The sequence below is a fragment of the Bacillus sp. 491mf genome (genome assembly GCF_900112415.1).
GTDB lineage: Bacteria > Bacillota > Bacilli > Bacillales > Bacillaceae_G > Bacillus_A.
The window spans coordinates 101,443-116,535 of sequence record NZ_FOLV01000007.1 but is presented as its reverse complement, the minus strand read 5'-3'; the positions used below and the strand labels follow the sequence as shown (position 1 = coordinate 116,535).

General features: G+C 37.9%; 17 protein-coding genes and 1 tRNA gene. 7 read left to right on the top strand and 11 right to left on the bottom strand.

The annotated features are described in order from the left end of the window. Positions 1 to 121 precede the first annotated feature (121 nt). From BM211_RS09710 to BM211_RS09700, 3 genes are all read right to left on the bottom strand, one after another. Positions 122 to 1,129 carry a hypothetical protein gene (locus tag BM211_RS09710; RefSeq protein ID WP_035431582.1) on the bottom strand — a complete coding sequence of 336 codons (1,008 nt, stop codon included), beginning with the start codon at positions 1,127 to 1,129 and terminating at the stop codon, positions 122 to 124. Between the two features lie 205 nt (positions 1,130 to 1,334). Beyond that, the gene (locus tag BM211_RS09705; RefSeq protein WP_035431584.1) at positions 1,335 to 1,583 is read right to left on the bottom strand and encodes a hypothetical protein; all 249 of its coding nucleotides are present in this window, start codon (positions 1,581 to 1,583) and stop codon (positions 1,335 to 1,337) included. A 270-nt stretch (positions 1,584 to 1,853) separates the two neighbouring features. After that, entirely contained in the window at positions 1,854 to 2,267 is a 414-nt protein-coding gene (locus tag BM211_RS09700; RefSeq protein ID WP_090996689.1) for a group I intron-associated PD-(D/E)XK endonuclease, read from the bottom strand. A 159-nt stretch (positions 2,268 to 2,426) separates the two neighbouring features. Between BM211_RS09700 and BM211_RS09695 the strand changes: the two genes are divergently transcribed. Then, positions 2,427 to 3,041, top strand: a complete 615-nt coding sequence (locus BM211_RS09695) for a PH domain-containing protein (protein WP_035431587.1) — start codon at positions 2,427 to 2,429, stop codon at positions 3,039 to 3,041. 147 nt (positions 3,042 to 3,188) lie between these two features. Here the strand turns inward: BM211_RS09695 and BM211_RS09690 are convergent, their stop codons facing one another. The 6 genes from BM211_RS09690 to BM211_RS09665 all read right to left on the bottom strand — a co-directional run bounded on the left by BM211_RS09690 (position 3,189) and on the right by BM211_RS09665 (position 7,523). After that, positions 3,189 to 3,719: a hypothetical protein gene (locus BM211_RS09690; RefSeq protein ID WP_256217059.1), complete on the bottom strand. Its 531-nt coding sequence runs from the start codon at positions 3,717 to 3,719 to the stop codon at positions 3,189 to 3,191. A 574-nt stretch (positions 3,720 to 4,293) separates the two neighbouring features. Further along, a tRNA-Gly gene (locus BM211_RS09685) sits at positions 4,294 to 4,367 on the bottom strand. Positions 4,368 to 4,468: 101 nt separating this feature from the next. After that, the gene (locus BM211_RS09680) at positions 4,469 to 4,975 is read right to left on the bottom strand and encodes a metallophosphoesterase (protein WP_035431594.1); all 507 of its coding nucleotides are present in this window, start codon (positions 4,973 to 4,975) and stop codon (positions 4,469 to 4,471) included. Between the two features lie 13 nt (positions 4,976 to 4,988). After that, the gene (locus tag BM211_RS09675; RefSeq protein WP_035431597.1) at positions 4,989 to 5,600 is read right to left on the bottom strand and encodes an XTP/dITP diphosphatase; all 612 of its coding nucleotides are present in this window, start codon (positions 5,598 to 5,600) and stop codon (positions 4,989 to 4,991) included. Positions 5,601 to 5,610: 10 nt separating this feature from the next. Further along, positions 5,611 to 6,348, bottom strand: coding sequence for a ribonuclease PH (gene rph, locus BM211_RS09670; RefSeq protein ID WP_035431599.1), 738 nt, complete (start codon positions 6,346 to 6,348; stop codon positions 5,611 to 5,613). Positions 6,349 to 6,482: 134 nt separating this feature from the next. Continuing rightward, entirely contained in the window at positions 6,483 to 7,523 is a 1,041-nt protein-coding gene (locus BM211_RS09665; RefSeq protein ID WP_090996683.1) for a GerMN domain-containing protein, read from the bottom strand. Between the two features lie 226 nt (positions 7,524 to 7,749). On the opposite strand from BM211_RS09665, the gene nirB reads away from it, so the two are divergent. Genes nirB through BM211_RS09640 form a run of 5 tightly spaced genes read left to right on the top strand, consistent with a single transcriptional unit; the run spans position 7,750 to position 13,118 of the window. Further along, positions 7,750 to 10,155: a nitrite reductase large subunit NirB gene (nirB, locus tag BM211_RS09660; RefSeq protein ID WP_090996680.1), complete on the top strand. Its 2,406-nt coding sequence runs from the start codon at positions 7,750 to 7,752 to the stop codon at positions 10,153 to 10,155. A gap of 12 nt (positions 10,156 to 10,167) precedes the next feature. Continuing rightward, positions 10,168 to 10,485 carry a nitrite reductase small subunit NirD gene (gene nirD / locus BM211_RS09655; protein ID WP_035431605.1) on the top strand — a complete coding sequence of 106 codons (318 nt, stop codon included), beginning with the start codon at positions 10,168 to 10,170 and terminating at the stop codon, positions 10,483 to 10,485. Positions 10,486 to 10,544: 59 nt separating this feature from the next. Next, positions 10,545 to 11,969 carry a uroporphyrin-III C-methyltransferase gene (locus BM211_RS09650; protein ID WP_090996677.1) on the top strand — a complete coding sequence of 475 codons (1,425 nt, stop codon included), beginning with the start codon at positions 10,545 to 10,547 and terminating at the stop codon, positions 11,967 to 11,969. Then, positions 11,966 to 12,676 (top strand): sirohydrochlorin chelatase, encoded by a 711-nt coding sequence (locus BM211_RS09645; RefSeq protein WP_035431610.1) that lies wholly within the window; start codon positions 11,966 to 11,968, stop codon positions 12,674 to 12,676. Before BM211_RS09650 ends, BM211_RS09645 begins: the two co-directional genes overlap by 4 nt. Then, a complete protein-coding gene (locus BM211_RS09640; RefSeq protein ID WP_035431612.1) occupies positions 12,669 to 13,118 on the top strand; it encodes a precorrin-2 dehydrogenase in 450 nt (149 codons plus the stop codon). The genes BM211_RS09645 and BM211_RS09640 overlap by 8 nt, the downstream gene beginning before the upstream one ends. A gap of 248 nt (positions 13,119 to 13,366) precedes the next feature. Here the strand turns inward: BM211_RS09640 and racE are convergent, their stop codons facing one another. Both racE and gerE read right to left on the bottom strand, forming a co-directional pair. Continuing rightward, positions 13,367 to 14,221, bottom strand: coding sequence for a glutamate racemase (gene racE, locus BM211_RS09635; RefSeq protein ID WP_371261866.1), 855 nt, complete (start codon positions 14,219 to 14,221; stop codon positions 13,367 to 13,369). Between the two features lie 125 nt (positions 14,222 to 14,346). Further along, positions 14,347 to 14,571 carry a spore germination transcription factor GerE gene (gerE, locus tag BM211_RS09630; RefSeq protein ID WP_020060005.1) on the bottom strand — a complete coding sequence of 75 codons (225 nt, stop codon included), beginning with the start codon at positions 14,569 to 14,571 and terminating at the stop codon, positions 14,347 to 14,349. 269 nt (positions 14,572 to 14,840) lie between these two features. Between gerE and BM211_RS09625 the strand changes: the two genes are divergently transcribed. After that, the gene (locus tag BM211_RS09625; protein WP_035431615.1) at positions 14,841 to 15,032 is read left to right on the top strand and encodes a PspC domain-containing protein; all 192 of its coding nucleotides are present in this window, start codon (positions 14,841 to 14,843) and stop codon (positions 15,030 to 15,032) included. The last annotated feature ends 61 nt before the right edge of the window (positions 15,033 to 15,093 follow it).

Genomic DNA, 15,093 nt, shown 5'->3' with positions numbered 1-15,093 from the left:
ACATATAAGTAAGAGAATATGTGTTTCGGTTCTCTTATAAAAAGGCAGACTTAAGCCTTTTGCAACCCTTACATTATAACATAGAATACTCTCGTTTCAATAACTGAAACATTCTTTTTCATTATACTGGCATAAACCCTTCTTTCTCAATACGTAAAAACCACTGATATGCAATATGATATTCTTCCAGTGTAATACCATACTCCTGAAGAAGCTTCTCTTCATCGATTGGCATTCCAAAACGTTTCCTTCCAACTCTCTCTAAAACAGCTGCCCATAATTCATCTTTATCTGTTAATAGAGGAAACGGGAAGAGACTTGTCTGCATTTCTTTCCAATATGTAATAATTGCCCCATACATCGACGGATTATCATGCTCTAATCGTTCAGACAATATATGTAACACTTTTTCTGTATCGTATTGATTATAAGCCAAATTAGCCGGTATAACCGTTATTGTCTCACCAAACTTTTCTATATCTACCTTTTCTTGTATTCCGAAATCCATTAATACATATAAGATAGAAGTTTTAATATACGGGTGTTTCGTTTCATCTAATAAAAATGTACGTAACGTCGGCAGCGCCTTTTCGACATGTTTAGTCGCAAGACGATTCACCGCGCGCAGTTGCTCCCCGTAGTCACCCGTCAGTAAAGCATCCGCAAACGCAGGTTCATCAAAAGATAAACCGCCATCTATTTCTACTACTGCTTCTTCACTCTCAAGCATACTCTTTGCAAACAAGGCAAGTTGTGCTAACTTTTCCTTTTGCTCTACTGTTACTTCTTTCGTTTGTAAAACAGACTGCACCGTTTCAATAATACCTTCGTAATCATTTGTCTGCACTAAAATCGTAATGTACGTTTCGAGAATATCTTGAAATAAGAACTCCCCTGTTTCAAGTAATTTCTCACATCGTTCTTTCGCTTCTTCCATTTCCTTTAATTCTAGCAAGCAAATAACTGAAGCTAATTCTGATTGTTCTGTCTGTGCTCCGTATTGGCGCAACATTTCGAAGTTTTTTAACGCATCTTCAAACCGACGCTCACGCAATGCAATAAATCCTTCATCGGTATATCGCGCTGACAATTGCGGAAACAATACGACCGTACTTTCTTTTTTATCCATACGCTCGCCTCTTTTTTTAGATTTTCAATACACTTTAAAGTTAATATAACAAATGACAGTTCCGAACACAATAATTGGAATCTGTTCGTTTTTATTGAGAAAACATCAATTTCTTCTATATAAAAATCGAATATATCAGGGGGAAAATACGAAAGTAGAAATTTTATATATAAAACAAAAACCCTCTGCTACCGATGCGGAGAGTCTACTGGAAAGCTTCTATAATAGTAGGATATATAAAGAGGGTTATAATTTGAATAACAATAAACGTCATCACAATGACTCCAAAAAAGAGCATAACCTTACTGCGCTTTATCAACAACATAATAATGATAATTGTGCAGATTATTGAACAGACGAAAAGTATAGTTACACTTGAACTTAACAATCCGCCTGGAAGCATGAATAATAAGATTACACTACAAACTCCAATCATTCCTAATAGCCATTCCATTCTCTTTCCCCTTAAATCTTTATTTATGCCATTAACTGTTTTACAACTTCGATCATGTCAGCTAGTTTGTCATATGCAACAACCCCAAAAGCAATTGTTAAAGCTGTTACCGCTAATCCTTTCATTATTTTTCCTCCTCGCTTCGTCTTTGTTACCTTTATTATAAAATGTTTAAAAATAGTTACCATCGAACTACCTTACATGTACCTTACAGAATTGTAAGATTTCTCAAAATAAAAACTACCTCCTTGTGCATACACTGGGGTAGTTTTATGGAATTTCTCTATATTCATCTGCAAAATTTATATTCTTTTCTTGATAATTTTTCGGATCTTTAACTCTTAAGCTAATCGATTTACGAAAGACTTTAGGATCAAAGTAATAACATAAATCAGTTTGAGGACAATACACACAATAAACATCAATTTCTTCTTTATCTATATTTTTCATAGTTGTCCCTTTCCCAGTTGAATAACTAGAACGAAACCTTATTTCAAGAATTCCTTTATCATTCAATTCTCTATATTTCACTTGAATCCGTTTAAAACCACCATCTTTATAAGCTACAAGGTCAAAAGGAGCATGCTCTGTATGAGGAACAAGTATCATATAACCTTTTTCGCATAAATCAACCTGTGCTTTTAAAACTCCTAAATCTCCTTTTGTTTTTGTATGATGATACACAATTACACCACCTATATAGATTTTCTCAAATGGAATTACCACTATAAAATTTCATTCCTCTGTTCGTTTCTTCCTGCTTATACTTAACATTTCTTTCTGCACAAGTGATATAATATTATTGCGATGATTCTGAAAACAATAACGAAAGGATGATTCACTATGTTCAAAAAAGTCGCAGCTGATATGCTTGGCTTAAGTGATATTGGATCCGTTATTACCCCTGCTGATTACGATAAAGTAGATGCTGATGATTATGTCATGCATGAAGAAAATGAAAAAATTTATTTTTTAATCAAATCGAAAACAGACGAGTATTGCTTTACAAATACTGCTCTTATTCACGTTGACGGCACGAGTGCGGTAAGCAAGAAACGTACACTTCGCCGCTACAATTACAACACTCATAAAATCTCTAACGTCCTGCTTGAAACGGCTGGAACTGTCGATTTAGATATTGAAATTAAATTTACTATGGGCGGAGAACATTACTCCATTGATATACATAAAAAACATATTGAAGAAGTGAAAGATTTATATAAAGCCCTTCTAAAAATTGCTGAAATTACTCATGAAAACGACATCGCAACGCAATACGCACATAAAAGCCTAGAAATGGCATCTTCTACATTAGGTAATGTAAGAAATGCCGAAGTAGATCTTGCAGCACAGTTTAAAGAAATTAATCAAATTGCATTCAACTGGCTTGTTGATACGAAGAAACAATACAATGTAAAAGATTTTGGATTTGCGTTTGAGAAGTTTATTAACAATTAATGTAGAACTACAAAAAAGGAAAGCAGTCTTTTCGACGCTTTCCTTTTTTCATTCTGAACCTAGAAAGTTTTATAACTCGTGTCTTTTTCATACCCCCAAGCTCCGAGTTGTATAACAAGATCTTTAAACCTCTCCTCACAATCCAAATTAAATCGTACACTTCAACTTTTCTATTGTCTTAAGAATTTCATTTCTATTCTTTGAAAGTTTTATCCATTTTGGAAGTCTACTTTCGACACTTAAATAATATGGTCTAAATGGCCTTAAGCGTTGCTGAACATAATCTTCTACACGATGAAGATGTTCAAGATTAAAGAACCAAAGCTTATGACCACAACATTCCTTTTGCAAATATAAAGGTAAACCAAAGTACCAATCAACACCATGTTTGGCATTAAATAATTCATGATTAAATGCCCATGAATTATCCCATCTTCTTTTAGGATGAATGTCTTTTGTTAATCCACATTTACTACATAAAAACCGTTTCAATTCATGACCTATATATCTAGGCTCACCTTTTCCCTTTGCGTTATCAGGAGTAAAAACCCTCCCACAACCATTACATCTAGGACAATATACTAAGAATAAATCTGTATGCTCTATTAACATTCCACCGTAGTTGCCTAGCATATTTTTATTCCACCGCTCTCTTTGACTATTTAGATTTTCTAACAAAAAATGATTACCTTGTAAACCACAAAATTTTTCATTTAAATATTCTATCCCTTTTTCAAATATCCTGCTTTAACATTAGTCAAAAGTTAAAGCAGGTTACAGATTATATGTTCCTGTATTTCTTTTGAGCAAAACAAAAACCCCTTACACCATTTATCTAAACGATGTAAGGGGTAAAAAAAAAGAAGTGCACTCATGCACTTCTCTGTAGCGTCCCAGGAGAGATTCGAACTCCCGACCGACGGCTTAGCTTACCACTATAGCTTTCGCTACCAGCAAATACTGTTTGTAGTCTGGACTATATCTTCACCATTTCAGGTGCGACACGTGTAGTCTCTACGGAACCTCACGATGATTTTCATCATACTTTAGAGTTTTTACCATCAAGGTGATTCCTTGATCATTCAAGACTCCTCAATCTTCTTTAGAAGATCGTAAGTTTCCTCGGTATTACCATCAGCCGTACTGTTAAGGCTTCACCGATATAGTGTCGTCCACTTTATAGGTTCTTGTTTCCCTATAAAGGCTCCTATTCTTGAAGGCCGTTGCTCTATCCTGCTGAGCTACTGGGACATGGAGCGGGTGAAGAGAATCGAACTCTCGACCAGAGCTTGGAAGGCTCTTGTTTTACCACTAAACTACACCCGCGTCATATGATTTTTTCTAATTGCCTCATCGACATTATTCATTATATTATCGATACCAACGAAAGTCAACACCATTTTTTAAAAAATAGGGTGAAGAATTTTTCACCCTATTTTAAATGTTTTTTGTGCTACGATTGTTCCTTCTAAAGTAAGAAAACGAACGTCCATGATACCCTCTTCTATTTCAAGTAAGGCAAATGTTTTTTCTCTGCGCGAGCGCGGCAAGAGAATGCTTCCTGGATTGATAAACAAAATATCGTCTAAGATTTCTGCTCCTAATATATGCGAATGACCGAAGCATACGACATTAGCCTCAGCTTCTTTCGCGCGATATAAAAGTGTTTGCAGCGTCATTTTAATATTGTATAAATGTCCATGTGTGACGAGAAAACGTGTATTTTGCACTTCTGTGATGATATCATTTGGAAAGGATCCCGTAAAATCACAGTTTCCTTTCACTACATGAAACCCTTCTAGTTCAGAATGCTGAGATGTTAATTCCGAGTCACCGCAATGAATCATCACATCTACGTTTCCCTCGTACTGCTCCTTTAATTGCTTTAGCTCTTTCACAGAACTGTGACTGTCGCTCACAATTAACGCCTTCATCGGTTTCGCTCCCTTATTCTTCTCCTAAAAACCAGACTGGAATTTTTTCTTCTAATTTACGAAGCGCACGTCCGCGGTGACTAATTTTATTTTTCTCATCCGATGACAATTCCGCCATTGCGCTTTTGTATTCTTCTACATAAAAAATAGGGTCGTATCCAAATCCATTTTCCCCGCGCTGCTGCTGCAAAATCTTTCCTTCACACGTACCATTTACAAGCAATGGTTCTTTATCTTCTTGCGGGAAAGCAACGGCTAATGCGCAGTAAAAACGTGCTGTACGTTTCTCCATCGAAATATTCTCTAGTCCGTCTAACACTTTTTGAATGTTAGCTTGGTCGTCCTTTTGTTCACCTGCATAACGAGCAGAGTGTACTCCTGGTTTCCCCTGCAATGCATCTACAATTAAACCAGAATCATCAGCAATTACAATTTCACCTAGCTGTTTACATAGATGTTCCGCTTTTAAAATGGCGTTTTCTTCAAACGTTTCACCCGTTTCCTCTACTTCTTCAATATGAGGAAAATCATAAAGTGACTTTACTTCTAAATCAAACTTTTCAAATAGCTCCGCAAATTCACGTACTTTGCCAGCATTCTTTGTTGCTACGACAACTTGTTTCATATTTCCACCTCTATTCCATATGAGTTACAATATCACCTAATGCTTCTTTTTGGATTTCAACAAGCTGCAGAATCCCATGTTCCGCTACATCAAGTAACTCGTTCAATTCGCCGCGGCTAAATGTCGCTTCTTCTCCTGTGCCTTGCACTTCAACAAAGTGTCCTTTTCCTGTCATAATGACATTCATGTCAACATTCGCCTTAGAATCTTCTGCATAATTTAAATCTAATACAATACCATGCTCATCAACGACTCCAACAGACGTTGCCGCCAAGAAATCTTTCACTGGAATTTTCGATACTTTTCCTGCTTCCACAAGCTTCTCAAATGCTAACACCATCGCTACATACGCACCGGTAATCGAAGCTGTTCTCGTTCCACCATCAGCTTGAATAACATCACAGTCAATCCAAATTGTTTTTTCACCAAGTGCTTCTAAGTCAACAACAGCACGTAATGCTCGTCCAATTAAACGTTGAATTTCCATTGTACGCCCTGTTACTTTTCCTTTACTTGATTCACGGATCGTACGTTGTTCTGTTGCACGAGGAATCATGGAATACTCTGCGGTAACCCATCCTTTTCCTTCCCCTCTCATAAATGGAGGAACTCGATCTTCAATCGTCGCTGTACAAATCACCTTTGTATCACCAACTTCAATTAGTACCGATCCTTCTGGATGTTTCAAATAATTCGTATGAATATGTATACGGCGCAGCTCTGATGCTTGTCTACCATCTACTCGCATAAAAATAACCCCCTTGTAACTACTACTTGTTAGTATAGCCCATTAAAAATTCATGTTATGTATCGCATTAAAAGAAGGGGAATTAATTGTATTCCCCTTCTCTTCCTCTATTCAGTATATCAAATTATTTCTGTTTAAAAACTACCTGTATTCACGTTTTGTGGACGATCAATCGGTTTTATTAATTTATCGCCTTTTTCTGTAACAAGATTTGCCTTTCCATTCACTTGAATGGACACATTTTTCACGTCTTGTTTTTCAGTTAAAGATAACACAAGCGACTGCAATACATAGTTAGAAATCTTACTTTTATTTTTATCCGCATAAATATTTTCATTAAAGTTCAATGTCACTGTCCCTTTTTCAAGTTTTGGCTCATTGATCAGCCTCACATCTGGATTAAAGTCATATGTTAACGCCGACTTTTGCGACGGTCCTTTCACAAGCTCTTTCACAATTGTCGCAGTTTCATTTTCTTTCCCTTCAGCAACGCGGCGTGTTACTGGCACATAATACGTTTGCTTATTATTTTGCGCTAAGAAATACAGCGTAATTGGTTTTGTATTTGCAAGATCCGCAACTTGTTCATCATCAAAGTTAATACCATTCGCTCGGCTGAACCCATTACCAATCGGTGTTCCAGCAACAGGCATTTTCGTTAAATCTTGCCCATTCATGCTGAACTTCACATTCTTTACTTCTTTAAACTGTGTTAATGTCCAAGTAACCGCTTCTACAATACGACGCTCTTCTTCTTTTTTATAGTTTTTCAGTTCTTTTGAAAAATCAACAACTGCAGTTCCATCCTTTTGCAAATCAATTTTCACTTCTGTATCCGCTGGGAGCACAGCTTGAAATCCATTTGGCAATACATTCGTTACTGGTCCTTCTTTCACTAAATATTGTAATGACTGCTTAATCACCGCGTTATCTTTCGGAACAGGTAACTGCACCGTTTGCGGCACAACATAACCATTTTTATCTACAAGATATAGATCTAATTTTTTTGTTTCCCCTTGTTTTGCAGTTTCCTTCTTCTCACCATCCGTATATGTTACTTTCTTAGGCGGATCAATTTGCTCTGTTGCTTTTTCCTTATTAAACAAACCGCACCCTGTTAATAAAACTGTACTTAATGTAGCACAAACAATCCATTTGAAAGTCGATTTAGGCATACGCTTTCCTCCTAAAAAATCTAAGTTTGTACTATATATATACGAGCCTCTATCTTACTTTAGAACAAGCAATGACAACTTATCTTCAAAAAGATCTGTACAAATTTGAATAATTTATGAATCCTTCAAAGATGTGATAAATATCACATCTCCTTATTTTCCAAAACTTTTATAATACAAGTATAAAAGTTTGTTAAACATTTCACACAAAAGAAGGGAAATGAATATGAAAACACGTTTAGTCATGATCGGGAATGGTATGGCCGGGATACGCTGCATTGAGGAAATTTTAAAACAAAACGATACCTTATATGAAATTACCATTTTTGGAGATGAGCCGCATCCAAACTACAATCGCATTATGCTCTCCCACGTCCTACAAGGAAAGACAAACATGCAAGATATCGTTATGAACGAATATAGTTGGTACGAAGAAAATGATATTACATTGTATACAAATGAAAAAGTGCTGAAAATTGATCGGGAAGAACAAGTCATTGTTACAGACAATAATCGTCTTGTTACGTACGATAAACTTATTATCGCAACAGGATCCAGCGCATTTATTTTACCTGTAGAAGGTGCAAATCTTCCTGGTGTAACAGGTTTTCGCACAATTGAAGATACACAATTTATGATCGATACGGCTAAGCAATATAAAAAAGCAGTCGTCATCGGCGGTGGATTACTTGGTTTAGAAGCCGCTCGAGGACTTATTGATTTAGGAATGGATGTACACGTTGTTCATTTAACCTCACACTTAATGGAGCAACAACTCGATACGAAAGCAGCTTCACTACTACGCGAAGATTTAGAATCACAAGGTATGAAGTTCCTTATGGAAAAGAAAACAGTAAAAATTCTTGGCACAAACCACGTTGAAGGCATTCAATTTGCAGATGGCGATATTGTAGAATGCGATTTAATCGTCATGGCTGTTGGAATACGCCCAAATACACAATTAGCAAAAGACGCTGGTTTAATTGTAAACCGCGGGATTGTCATTAATGACTATATGCTGACAAATGATCCTTCGATCTATGCAGTTGGTGAATGTGCCGAGCACGACGGGATTGCTTACGGCCTTGTTGCACCGCTCTATGAGCAAGGTGCTGTATTAGCAAAACACATTACAAATACACAAACAAACGGATATACCGGCAGCATCGTCGGTACACAATTGAAAGTGGCAGGATGCGATTTGTTCTCTGCTGGTCAAATTTATGAAGATGATAAGGCAAAAGCAATCTCTATTTTTGACGAATGTACACGTTCCTATAAAAAAGTTCTCATCCAGGACAACAAGGTCGTTGGTGTTGTTTTATACGGCGATGCAACTGACGGTACACGTCTCTTTAACATATTAAAAAAAGAAGAAGATATACAAGAATACACAGCAGCTTCTCTTCTTCATAAAGCTGGTGAAGATAGCGGACTTGACGTTGCAAGTATGAGTGCTGATGAAACTGTTTGCGGATGTAACGGCGTCACAAAAGGAGCGATTGTTCACGCTATTTTAGAACAAGACTTAACAACATTCGAAGAAGTAAAAGGATGTACAAAAGCAGCAGGGTCTTGCGGGAAATGTCGCCCAGTTGTGGAACAAATTTTATCTCATACACTTGGAGATAACTTCGATGCTTCCGTCCAAATTACAGGCATGTGCGGGTGCACAACATTATCTCGCGATGAAGTAGTAGCTGCAATTCATGAGAAAGGGTTAAAGTCTCCGAAAGAAGTGCGAAACGTCCTTGGCTTCGCACACGAAGAAGGCTGTTCAAAATGTCGCCCTGCATTAAATTACTATCTACGTATGATTTGTCCAGAAGAGTATGCTGATGATAAAGCATCCCGCTTCGTTAACGAAAGAATGAATGGAAACATTCAACATGACGGTACATTTTCTGTGATTCCACGTATGTACGGCGGCGTTACAACAGCTGATGATTTAATGAAAATTGCAGAAGTTGCGAAGAAATACGACGTCCCGCTCGTGAAAATAACAGGCGCAAGCCGCATCGGTTTATATGGTGTGAAAAAAGAAGATTTACCAAAAGTGTGGGCTGATCTTGATATGAGTTCTGGCTACGCCTATTCGAAGTCTCTTCGCAATGTAAAATCATGCGTCGGATCCCGCTTCTGCCGCTTCGGTACAAAGGATTCATTAGGACTCGGCATGTTGCTTGAGCAGTCATTAGAAATGGTAGATACACCGCATAAAATGAAAATGGGTGTAACAGGTTGTCCGCGTAACTGTGCAGAGGCATTAACGAAAGACTTCGGCGTCGTTTGTGTTGAAAATGGCTTCCAGCTTTATATTGGAGGTAACGGAGGTACAGAAGTACGTGAAGCTGACTTTGTAATGATTGTCCCTTCAGAAGAAGATGTACTTCGCATCGCCACAGCGTACGTACAATACTACCGTGAAACTGGTATTTACGGCGAACGTACAGCTCCTTGGGTAGAACGAATAGGCCTAGATCAAATAAAAGCAGTACTACAAGATGAAAGCATGGTCGCTATATTAAATGAACGCTTCCAGGCAGCACGGAATACCTATGAAGAAGCTTGGGGACAAGCACTAGAAACACAATCATTAAAAACGATGTATGAAGTAGAGATTGTAAAGTAAGGAGCGATTAATATGTTACAAACGAAAGAAAAAATAAAAATTATGTCTGCCGTAGATCTTCCCGTACAAATCGGTAAAGAAGTACGCATCAAGGATCTGTCTATTGCCTTATTTCGCCTTGCAAACGGCGACATTCGCGCTGTAGAAAATCGGTGTCCTCATAAAAACGGACCACTAGCGGAAGGAATTGTTTCAGGCGAATTTGTCTTTTGTCCGCTGCATGATTGGAAAATTTCATTACGAACAGGTGAAGTACAAAAACCTGATGACGGTTGTATTCAAACGTACGAAGTACAAATTATTGATGGCGATATTTATATATACATGTAACTTATACAAGGAAGCCTCTTCTCGGCTTCCTTTCCAGTAAAAACAGATGAGGTGTGGAGATGAACGGATACGTATATTTAGTTGGTGCAGGACCTGGTGATGAAGGGCTTATTACAAAAAAAGCAATCGAGTGCTTACAAAAAGCAGATATTGTTTTATATGACCGCTTGTTGAATCAAAATTTACTTCGCTATACAAAGGCAACATGTGAACTGGTCTATTGCGGGAAAATGCCAACCAATCATATTATGCGCCAAGAAATGATTAACGCTCATTTACTTCAATCTGCCAAAGAAGGTAAGATCGTTGTTCGCTTAAAAGGCGGAGATCCCTCTATATTTGGCCGAGTTGGTGAAGAAGCGGCTGCTTTAGCAGCAGAAAATATTCCATATGAGATTGTACCAGGTATTACATCTAGCATCGCCGCTAGCGCGTATGCCGGCATCCCTCTCACCCATCGCGATTACAGTAATAGCGTGACATTACTAACCGGTCATACAAAGGGACCGATTCAGGATCACGTCAACTACAACTCACTCTTAAATAGTGATACTGTCGCCTTTTACATGGGCATTAAAAATTTACCGACTATTTGCGAAAACTTACTGCAAACCGGAAGAAAAAAAGATACACCAGTAGCAGTCATCGAGTGGGGGACAACGGGAAGACAGCGAGTTGTTACAGGTACGCTCTCCACAATTGTTGATATCGTCAACAAAGAGCACATTTCCAACCCTTCCATGACAATTGTTGGGGATGTCGTATCCTTACGAAAACAAATCGCTTGGAAAGAACGTAAACCATTACACGGAAAAAAAGTTTTACTTGCTTCTTCATCAAATAAAACAAGTAAAGCAGAGCAACAATTACAAGAAGCCGGAGCAGAAACATATCAAATTCCAACTTTCAAAAAACGAGATTATACGTTAACACAGGAACAACTCCGTGAAATATTTGATGCTAAGCGTCTTGTTTTCTGTTCAGCCGACAGCGTAGCGATCTTATTACAGTCATGCGCACAGCATCGGAAAGATATCCGTTCCTTACAAGGAGTTCTCCAGCATATGAATCATGCTGCCGAGGAAGCCCTTATGAAATATGGACTCTTCAGTGAACAAGCAAGTTTTTCTACAAAACCTACTGTGTATTTAGGACGGAATATTAATCGAATTGCTGTTATTCAAGAAAAAATCGGCGCTGGTTCTTATATAATGACACATGAATATCAAATCGATCATCGTTTTGATGAAATTCATACACGTATGCTCTCTGAATTCACATGGGATAGCATCGTATTTGAAGGGCGCGCCGCAATTGATACATTTATAGCAGAAGTGAAACGCCTTGGTTTCATGCATATTGTCAATTTACCATTCTCGTATACAGATGAACAAACTTTACAGTACGCAAATAAAATCGGACTTCAAAACATCGATTCTGAATTACAAGCGATTTTTAATGAGAAAGAAGTGAAGACACAATGAAAGGAATTGTTTATATTGGGCACGGAAGTCGATTACAAGAAGGCAATGAGCAATTCATCCACTTTGTCCAGTCCGTTATAAAAGAACGAAGTGAAGATATTCAAAAAATCGGCTTTCTTGAACTTACAACACCAACTGTTCAGGATGCAATTACAGAAGCAATTTTAGACGGAGCAACCGAGATTTTACTTGTCCCTGTCTTATTATTTGCAGCGGCTCATTATAAACGTGACGTTCCTTTCGAAATTGAGCAAATGAAAAAGCGCTACCCGCATATTACATTTTCAGTTGTACCACCTTTCAGTACACACCCGCTCATGATTGAACTTGTAATCAAAAGAATACGTCAAGCTATGCCCATACAAGATAGCGAAATTCTACTCGTCGGTCGAGGTAGTAGTGATCCTCAGCCTATACATGAATTGCAGGAAATCGGGGCAGCGGTTGAACGAAAAATTGGCATACCAGTTTCCTGCTCTTTTTTAACAAAAGGTACACCTTCTTTTACCGAAGAACTTAATCGCACAGCAACATCAGCTCAGCACGTATATGTCATGCCATACCTTCTCTTTACCGGGTTATTACTTCGGAAAATTGAGCGCCGTGTACATACATATACGAACGTTACAACATGTAATTGCCTTCAATTTGATTCCTATATGAAGTCCGCATTATTAGAACGAATGGAGGAATCTGTATATGTGTAACTTATATCCCCTTGTCTGTAACTTACAAGGAAAGCGTGTTGTCATTATCGGGGGCGGTAAAATCGCATACCGAAAAGCGTGTGGATTGCAGGATACAGGAGCCATTGTCACCGTTGTGAGTCCGGAAATTTGCGAGGAAATGCAGAAACTCTCCTATATTACATGGAAACAAAAAACATTTACAGATGAAGACATAAAAGATGCTCATCTCATTTACGCCGCAACAAACCATCACGATGTAAATATGAAGGTCAAACAAGCAGCGCATGATTTTCAGTGGGTGAACATCGTAAGCGACGGCACACAATCATCTTTTCACACACCTGCAGTTATTCGAAATCATGAGTATATAGTAAGTATATCTACTTCAGGTAAACATCCAGCATCTGCGAAACGACTCAAGCAAGAACTATCAGCTGTTCTTCCGCAGCTTATCAAGTGAAACCTCCATCAGCGGCTTCCTCCCCCACTGATGGAAGCCAAACAAAAGATACTATCCCAAAGGTTTCACTTTTCGGTATGATTCAGCTCAGCAAATTGACCACTTGGATGTCGAATATCGAAGAACCGATATATTGCAAAGAACGGTCGATAACGAAAAAAAGGCTGACCTCAAAAGGCACTTATGTGCCTTTTGGGTCAGCCTCTTTATATAATTTTTTTAACTTACTAGTTACATAAACAGTAGCTTTATAAAACGACATGCTTCACATTCTCAATTGGTTGTCCAAACCACTTCGAAGCAATTTCTTTAAACACATCAATTTCTCCTGTCGTTAAGAACAGATGGTCACTTTGCTCTTCTATGTCATACAACATCTTACTATGATACAGAATCGTGCTTACTTCACGAGCCGTTTCATCACCTGAACTAATCAATTGTACAGAATCGCCCATAACCCGCCCAATAACTGGTCCTAAAATCGGATAATGTGTACATCCTAAAATTAATGTATCCATTTCCATTTTCTTCAATGACTGCAACGTTTCTCTTACTACTTCGTACGCCATTTCGCTCTCAAAGTTTCCGCTCTCGACAAGCTCAACAAACGGCGGACAAGCCAAACTCTCTACTAATACGCGGTTGTTAATCGATTTTAACGCCTCTTCATACGCACCGCTTTTCACTGTGCCAATCGTTCCAATTACACCGACATGGTATGTTTTTGTCACTTTCAGTGCAGTACGCGCGCCTGGGTGAATAACACCCACAACCGGAATAGGTAATTTCTTTTGCATTTCTTCAAGCACAACTGCCGCTGCAGTATTACAAGCAATTACAAGCATCTTAATATTCTGTGCTAATAAATGCTCTGTCATTTCCCATGTAAATTGTCTTACTTCTTCACGAGATCGCGGACCATACGGGCAACGTGCTGTATCTCCTAAATATATAATTCGCTCTTTCGGTAATTGCCGAATTAATTCTTTCGCTACTGTTAAACCACCAACACCTGAATCAATTACACCAATCGCTCTATTCAAAACAATCGCCCCGTTTTCTCTTTCATAATCTAACTGTACATTTCCAAACAGTTCACTCATTCATAGAATAATAGAAGGTTCACCTTATGTACATGAATAGACCTTTTTATTTTCCTCCTTTTTCTAGTAATTTGCAAGATACAAAAATAACCGGCTTTTCTCTACATGAAAGCCGGCTTCATCCTTTATAATTCAAGCTCTCCCATACGAAGGAGTTCGACAACTGCTTGTGAGCGCCCCTTAACTCCTAGCTTTTGCATTGCATTTGAAATATGATTACGTACAGTTTTTTCACTAATAAAAAGTTCACTTGCAATTTCTTTCGTTGTTTTATCTTGAACGAGTAACTCAAATACTTCTCTTTCTCTTTTTGTGAGTAACGGTTTAGATTGATATTCTTTTTCCTTCAATTGGTATAACCCTCCCTGCTTAAGCCAGAGCTGTATGTGTGTAAATTGGGTGTTTATTTAGTCAAGATATTGTATGAATAGAAGCAAGGCGTGGTGAATACAAATAAGCAGAAATTGCATGTATTTATAAAAATTTTTTTCACTTTCACAAGCTTTGTCCGCTAATGCGGAATAAAGCGATCATTTTCACTTTAAAAGCGCAATATAATTCGATAGTTCCGGTTCATTACTACATAAAAAATGATGAATCATGAAAAGGAGAGGCGTTCATGACAGAAAAAAGATTGTGCAGATCTTCAACAGATAAAGTGTTTCTTGGCGTATGCGGTGGTTTAGGAGAATATTTCGGCGTAAGCACCAGTATGATTCGCATTCTTTGGCTAATCGCTATCTTATGTTTCGGAACAGGTTTTTTAGCTTATTTCATTCTTATGTTACTTATGCCTAGTTCTTATGAATAAGGGCGCTGCTTTCTACGGTGCACTTTTCTTCGTTTTGCTTTAAATGAAATGGAACCTAGCC

Excerpts from the sequence above, each read along its gene's own strand:
- BM211_RS09645 (WP_035431610.1), top strand. The coding sequence starts at position 11,966 with ATGAAAGGAATTGTTTATATTGGGCACGGAAGTCGATTACAAGAAGGC.
- BM211_RS09710 (WP_035431582.1), bottom strand. The coding sequence starts at position 1,129 with ATGGATAAAAAAGAAAGTACGGTCGTATTGTTTCCGCAATTGTCAGCG.
- racE (WP_371261866.1), bottom strand. The coding sequence starts at position 14,221 with ATGAGTGAACTGTTTGGAAATGTACAGTTAGATTATGAAAGAGAAAAC.
- nirD (WP_035431605.1), top strand. The coding sequence starts at position 10,168 with ATGTTACAAACGAAAGAAAAAATAAAAATTATGTCTGCCGTAGATCTT.
- BM211_RS09640 (WP_035431612.1), top strand. The coding sequence starts at position 12,669 with ATGTGTAACTTATATCCCCTTGTCTGTAACTTACAAGGAAAGCGTGTT.
- rph (WP_035431599.1), bottom strand. The coding sequence starts at position 6,348 with ATGCGAGTAGATGGTAGACAAGCATCAGAGCTGCGCCGTATACATATT.
- BM211_RS09665 (WP_090996683.1), bottom strand. The coding sequence starts at position 7,523 with ATGCCTAAATCGACTTTCAAATGGATTGTTTGTGCTACATTAAGTACA.
- nirB (WP_090996680.1), top strand. The coding sequence starts at position 7,750 with ATGAAAACACGTTTAGTCATGATCGGGAATGGTATGGCCGGGATACGC.
- BM211_RS09675 (WP_035431597.1), bottom strand. The coding sequence starts at position 5,600 with ATGAAACAAGTTGTCGTAGCAACAAAGAATGCTGGCAAAGTACGTGAA.
- BM211_RS09695 (WP_035431587.1), top strand. The coding sequence starts at position 2,427 with ATGTTCAAAAAAGTCGCAGCTGATATGCTTGGCTTAAGTGATATTGGA.
- BM211_RS09680 (WP_035431594.1), bottom strand. The coding sequence starts at position 4,975 with ATGAAGGCGTTAATTGTGAGCGACAGTCACAGTTCTGTGAAAGAGCTA.
- BM211_RS09705 (WP_035431584.1), bottom strand. The coding sequence starts at position 1,583 with ATGGAATGGCTATTAGGAATGATTGGAGTTTGTAGTGTAATCTTATTA.
- BM211_RS09625 (WP_035431615.1), top strand. The coding sequence starts at position 14,841 with ATGACAGAAAAAAGATTGTGCAGATCTTCAACAGATAAAGTGTTTCTT.
- BM211_RS09650 (WP_090996677.1), top strand. The coding sequence starts at position 10,545 with ATGAACGGATACGTATATTTAGTTGGTGCAGGACCTGGTGATGAAGGG.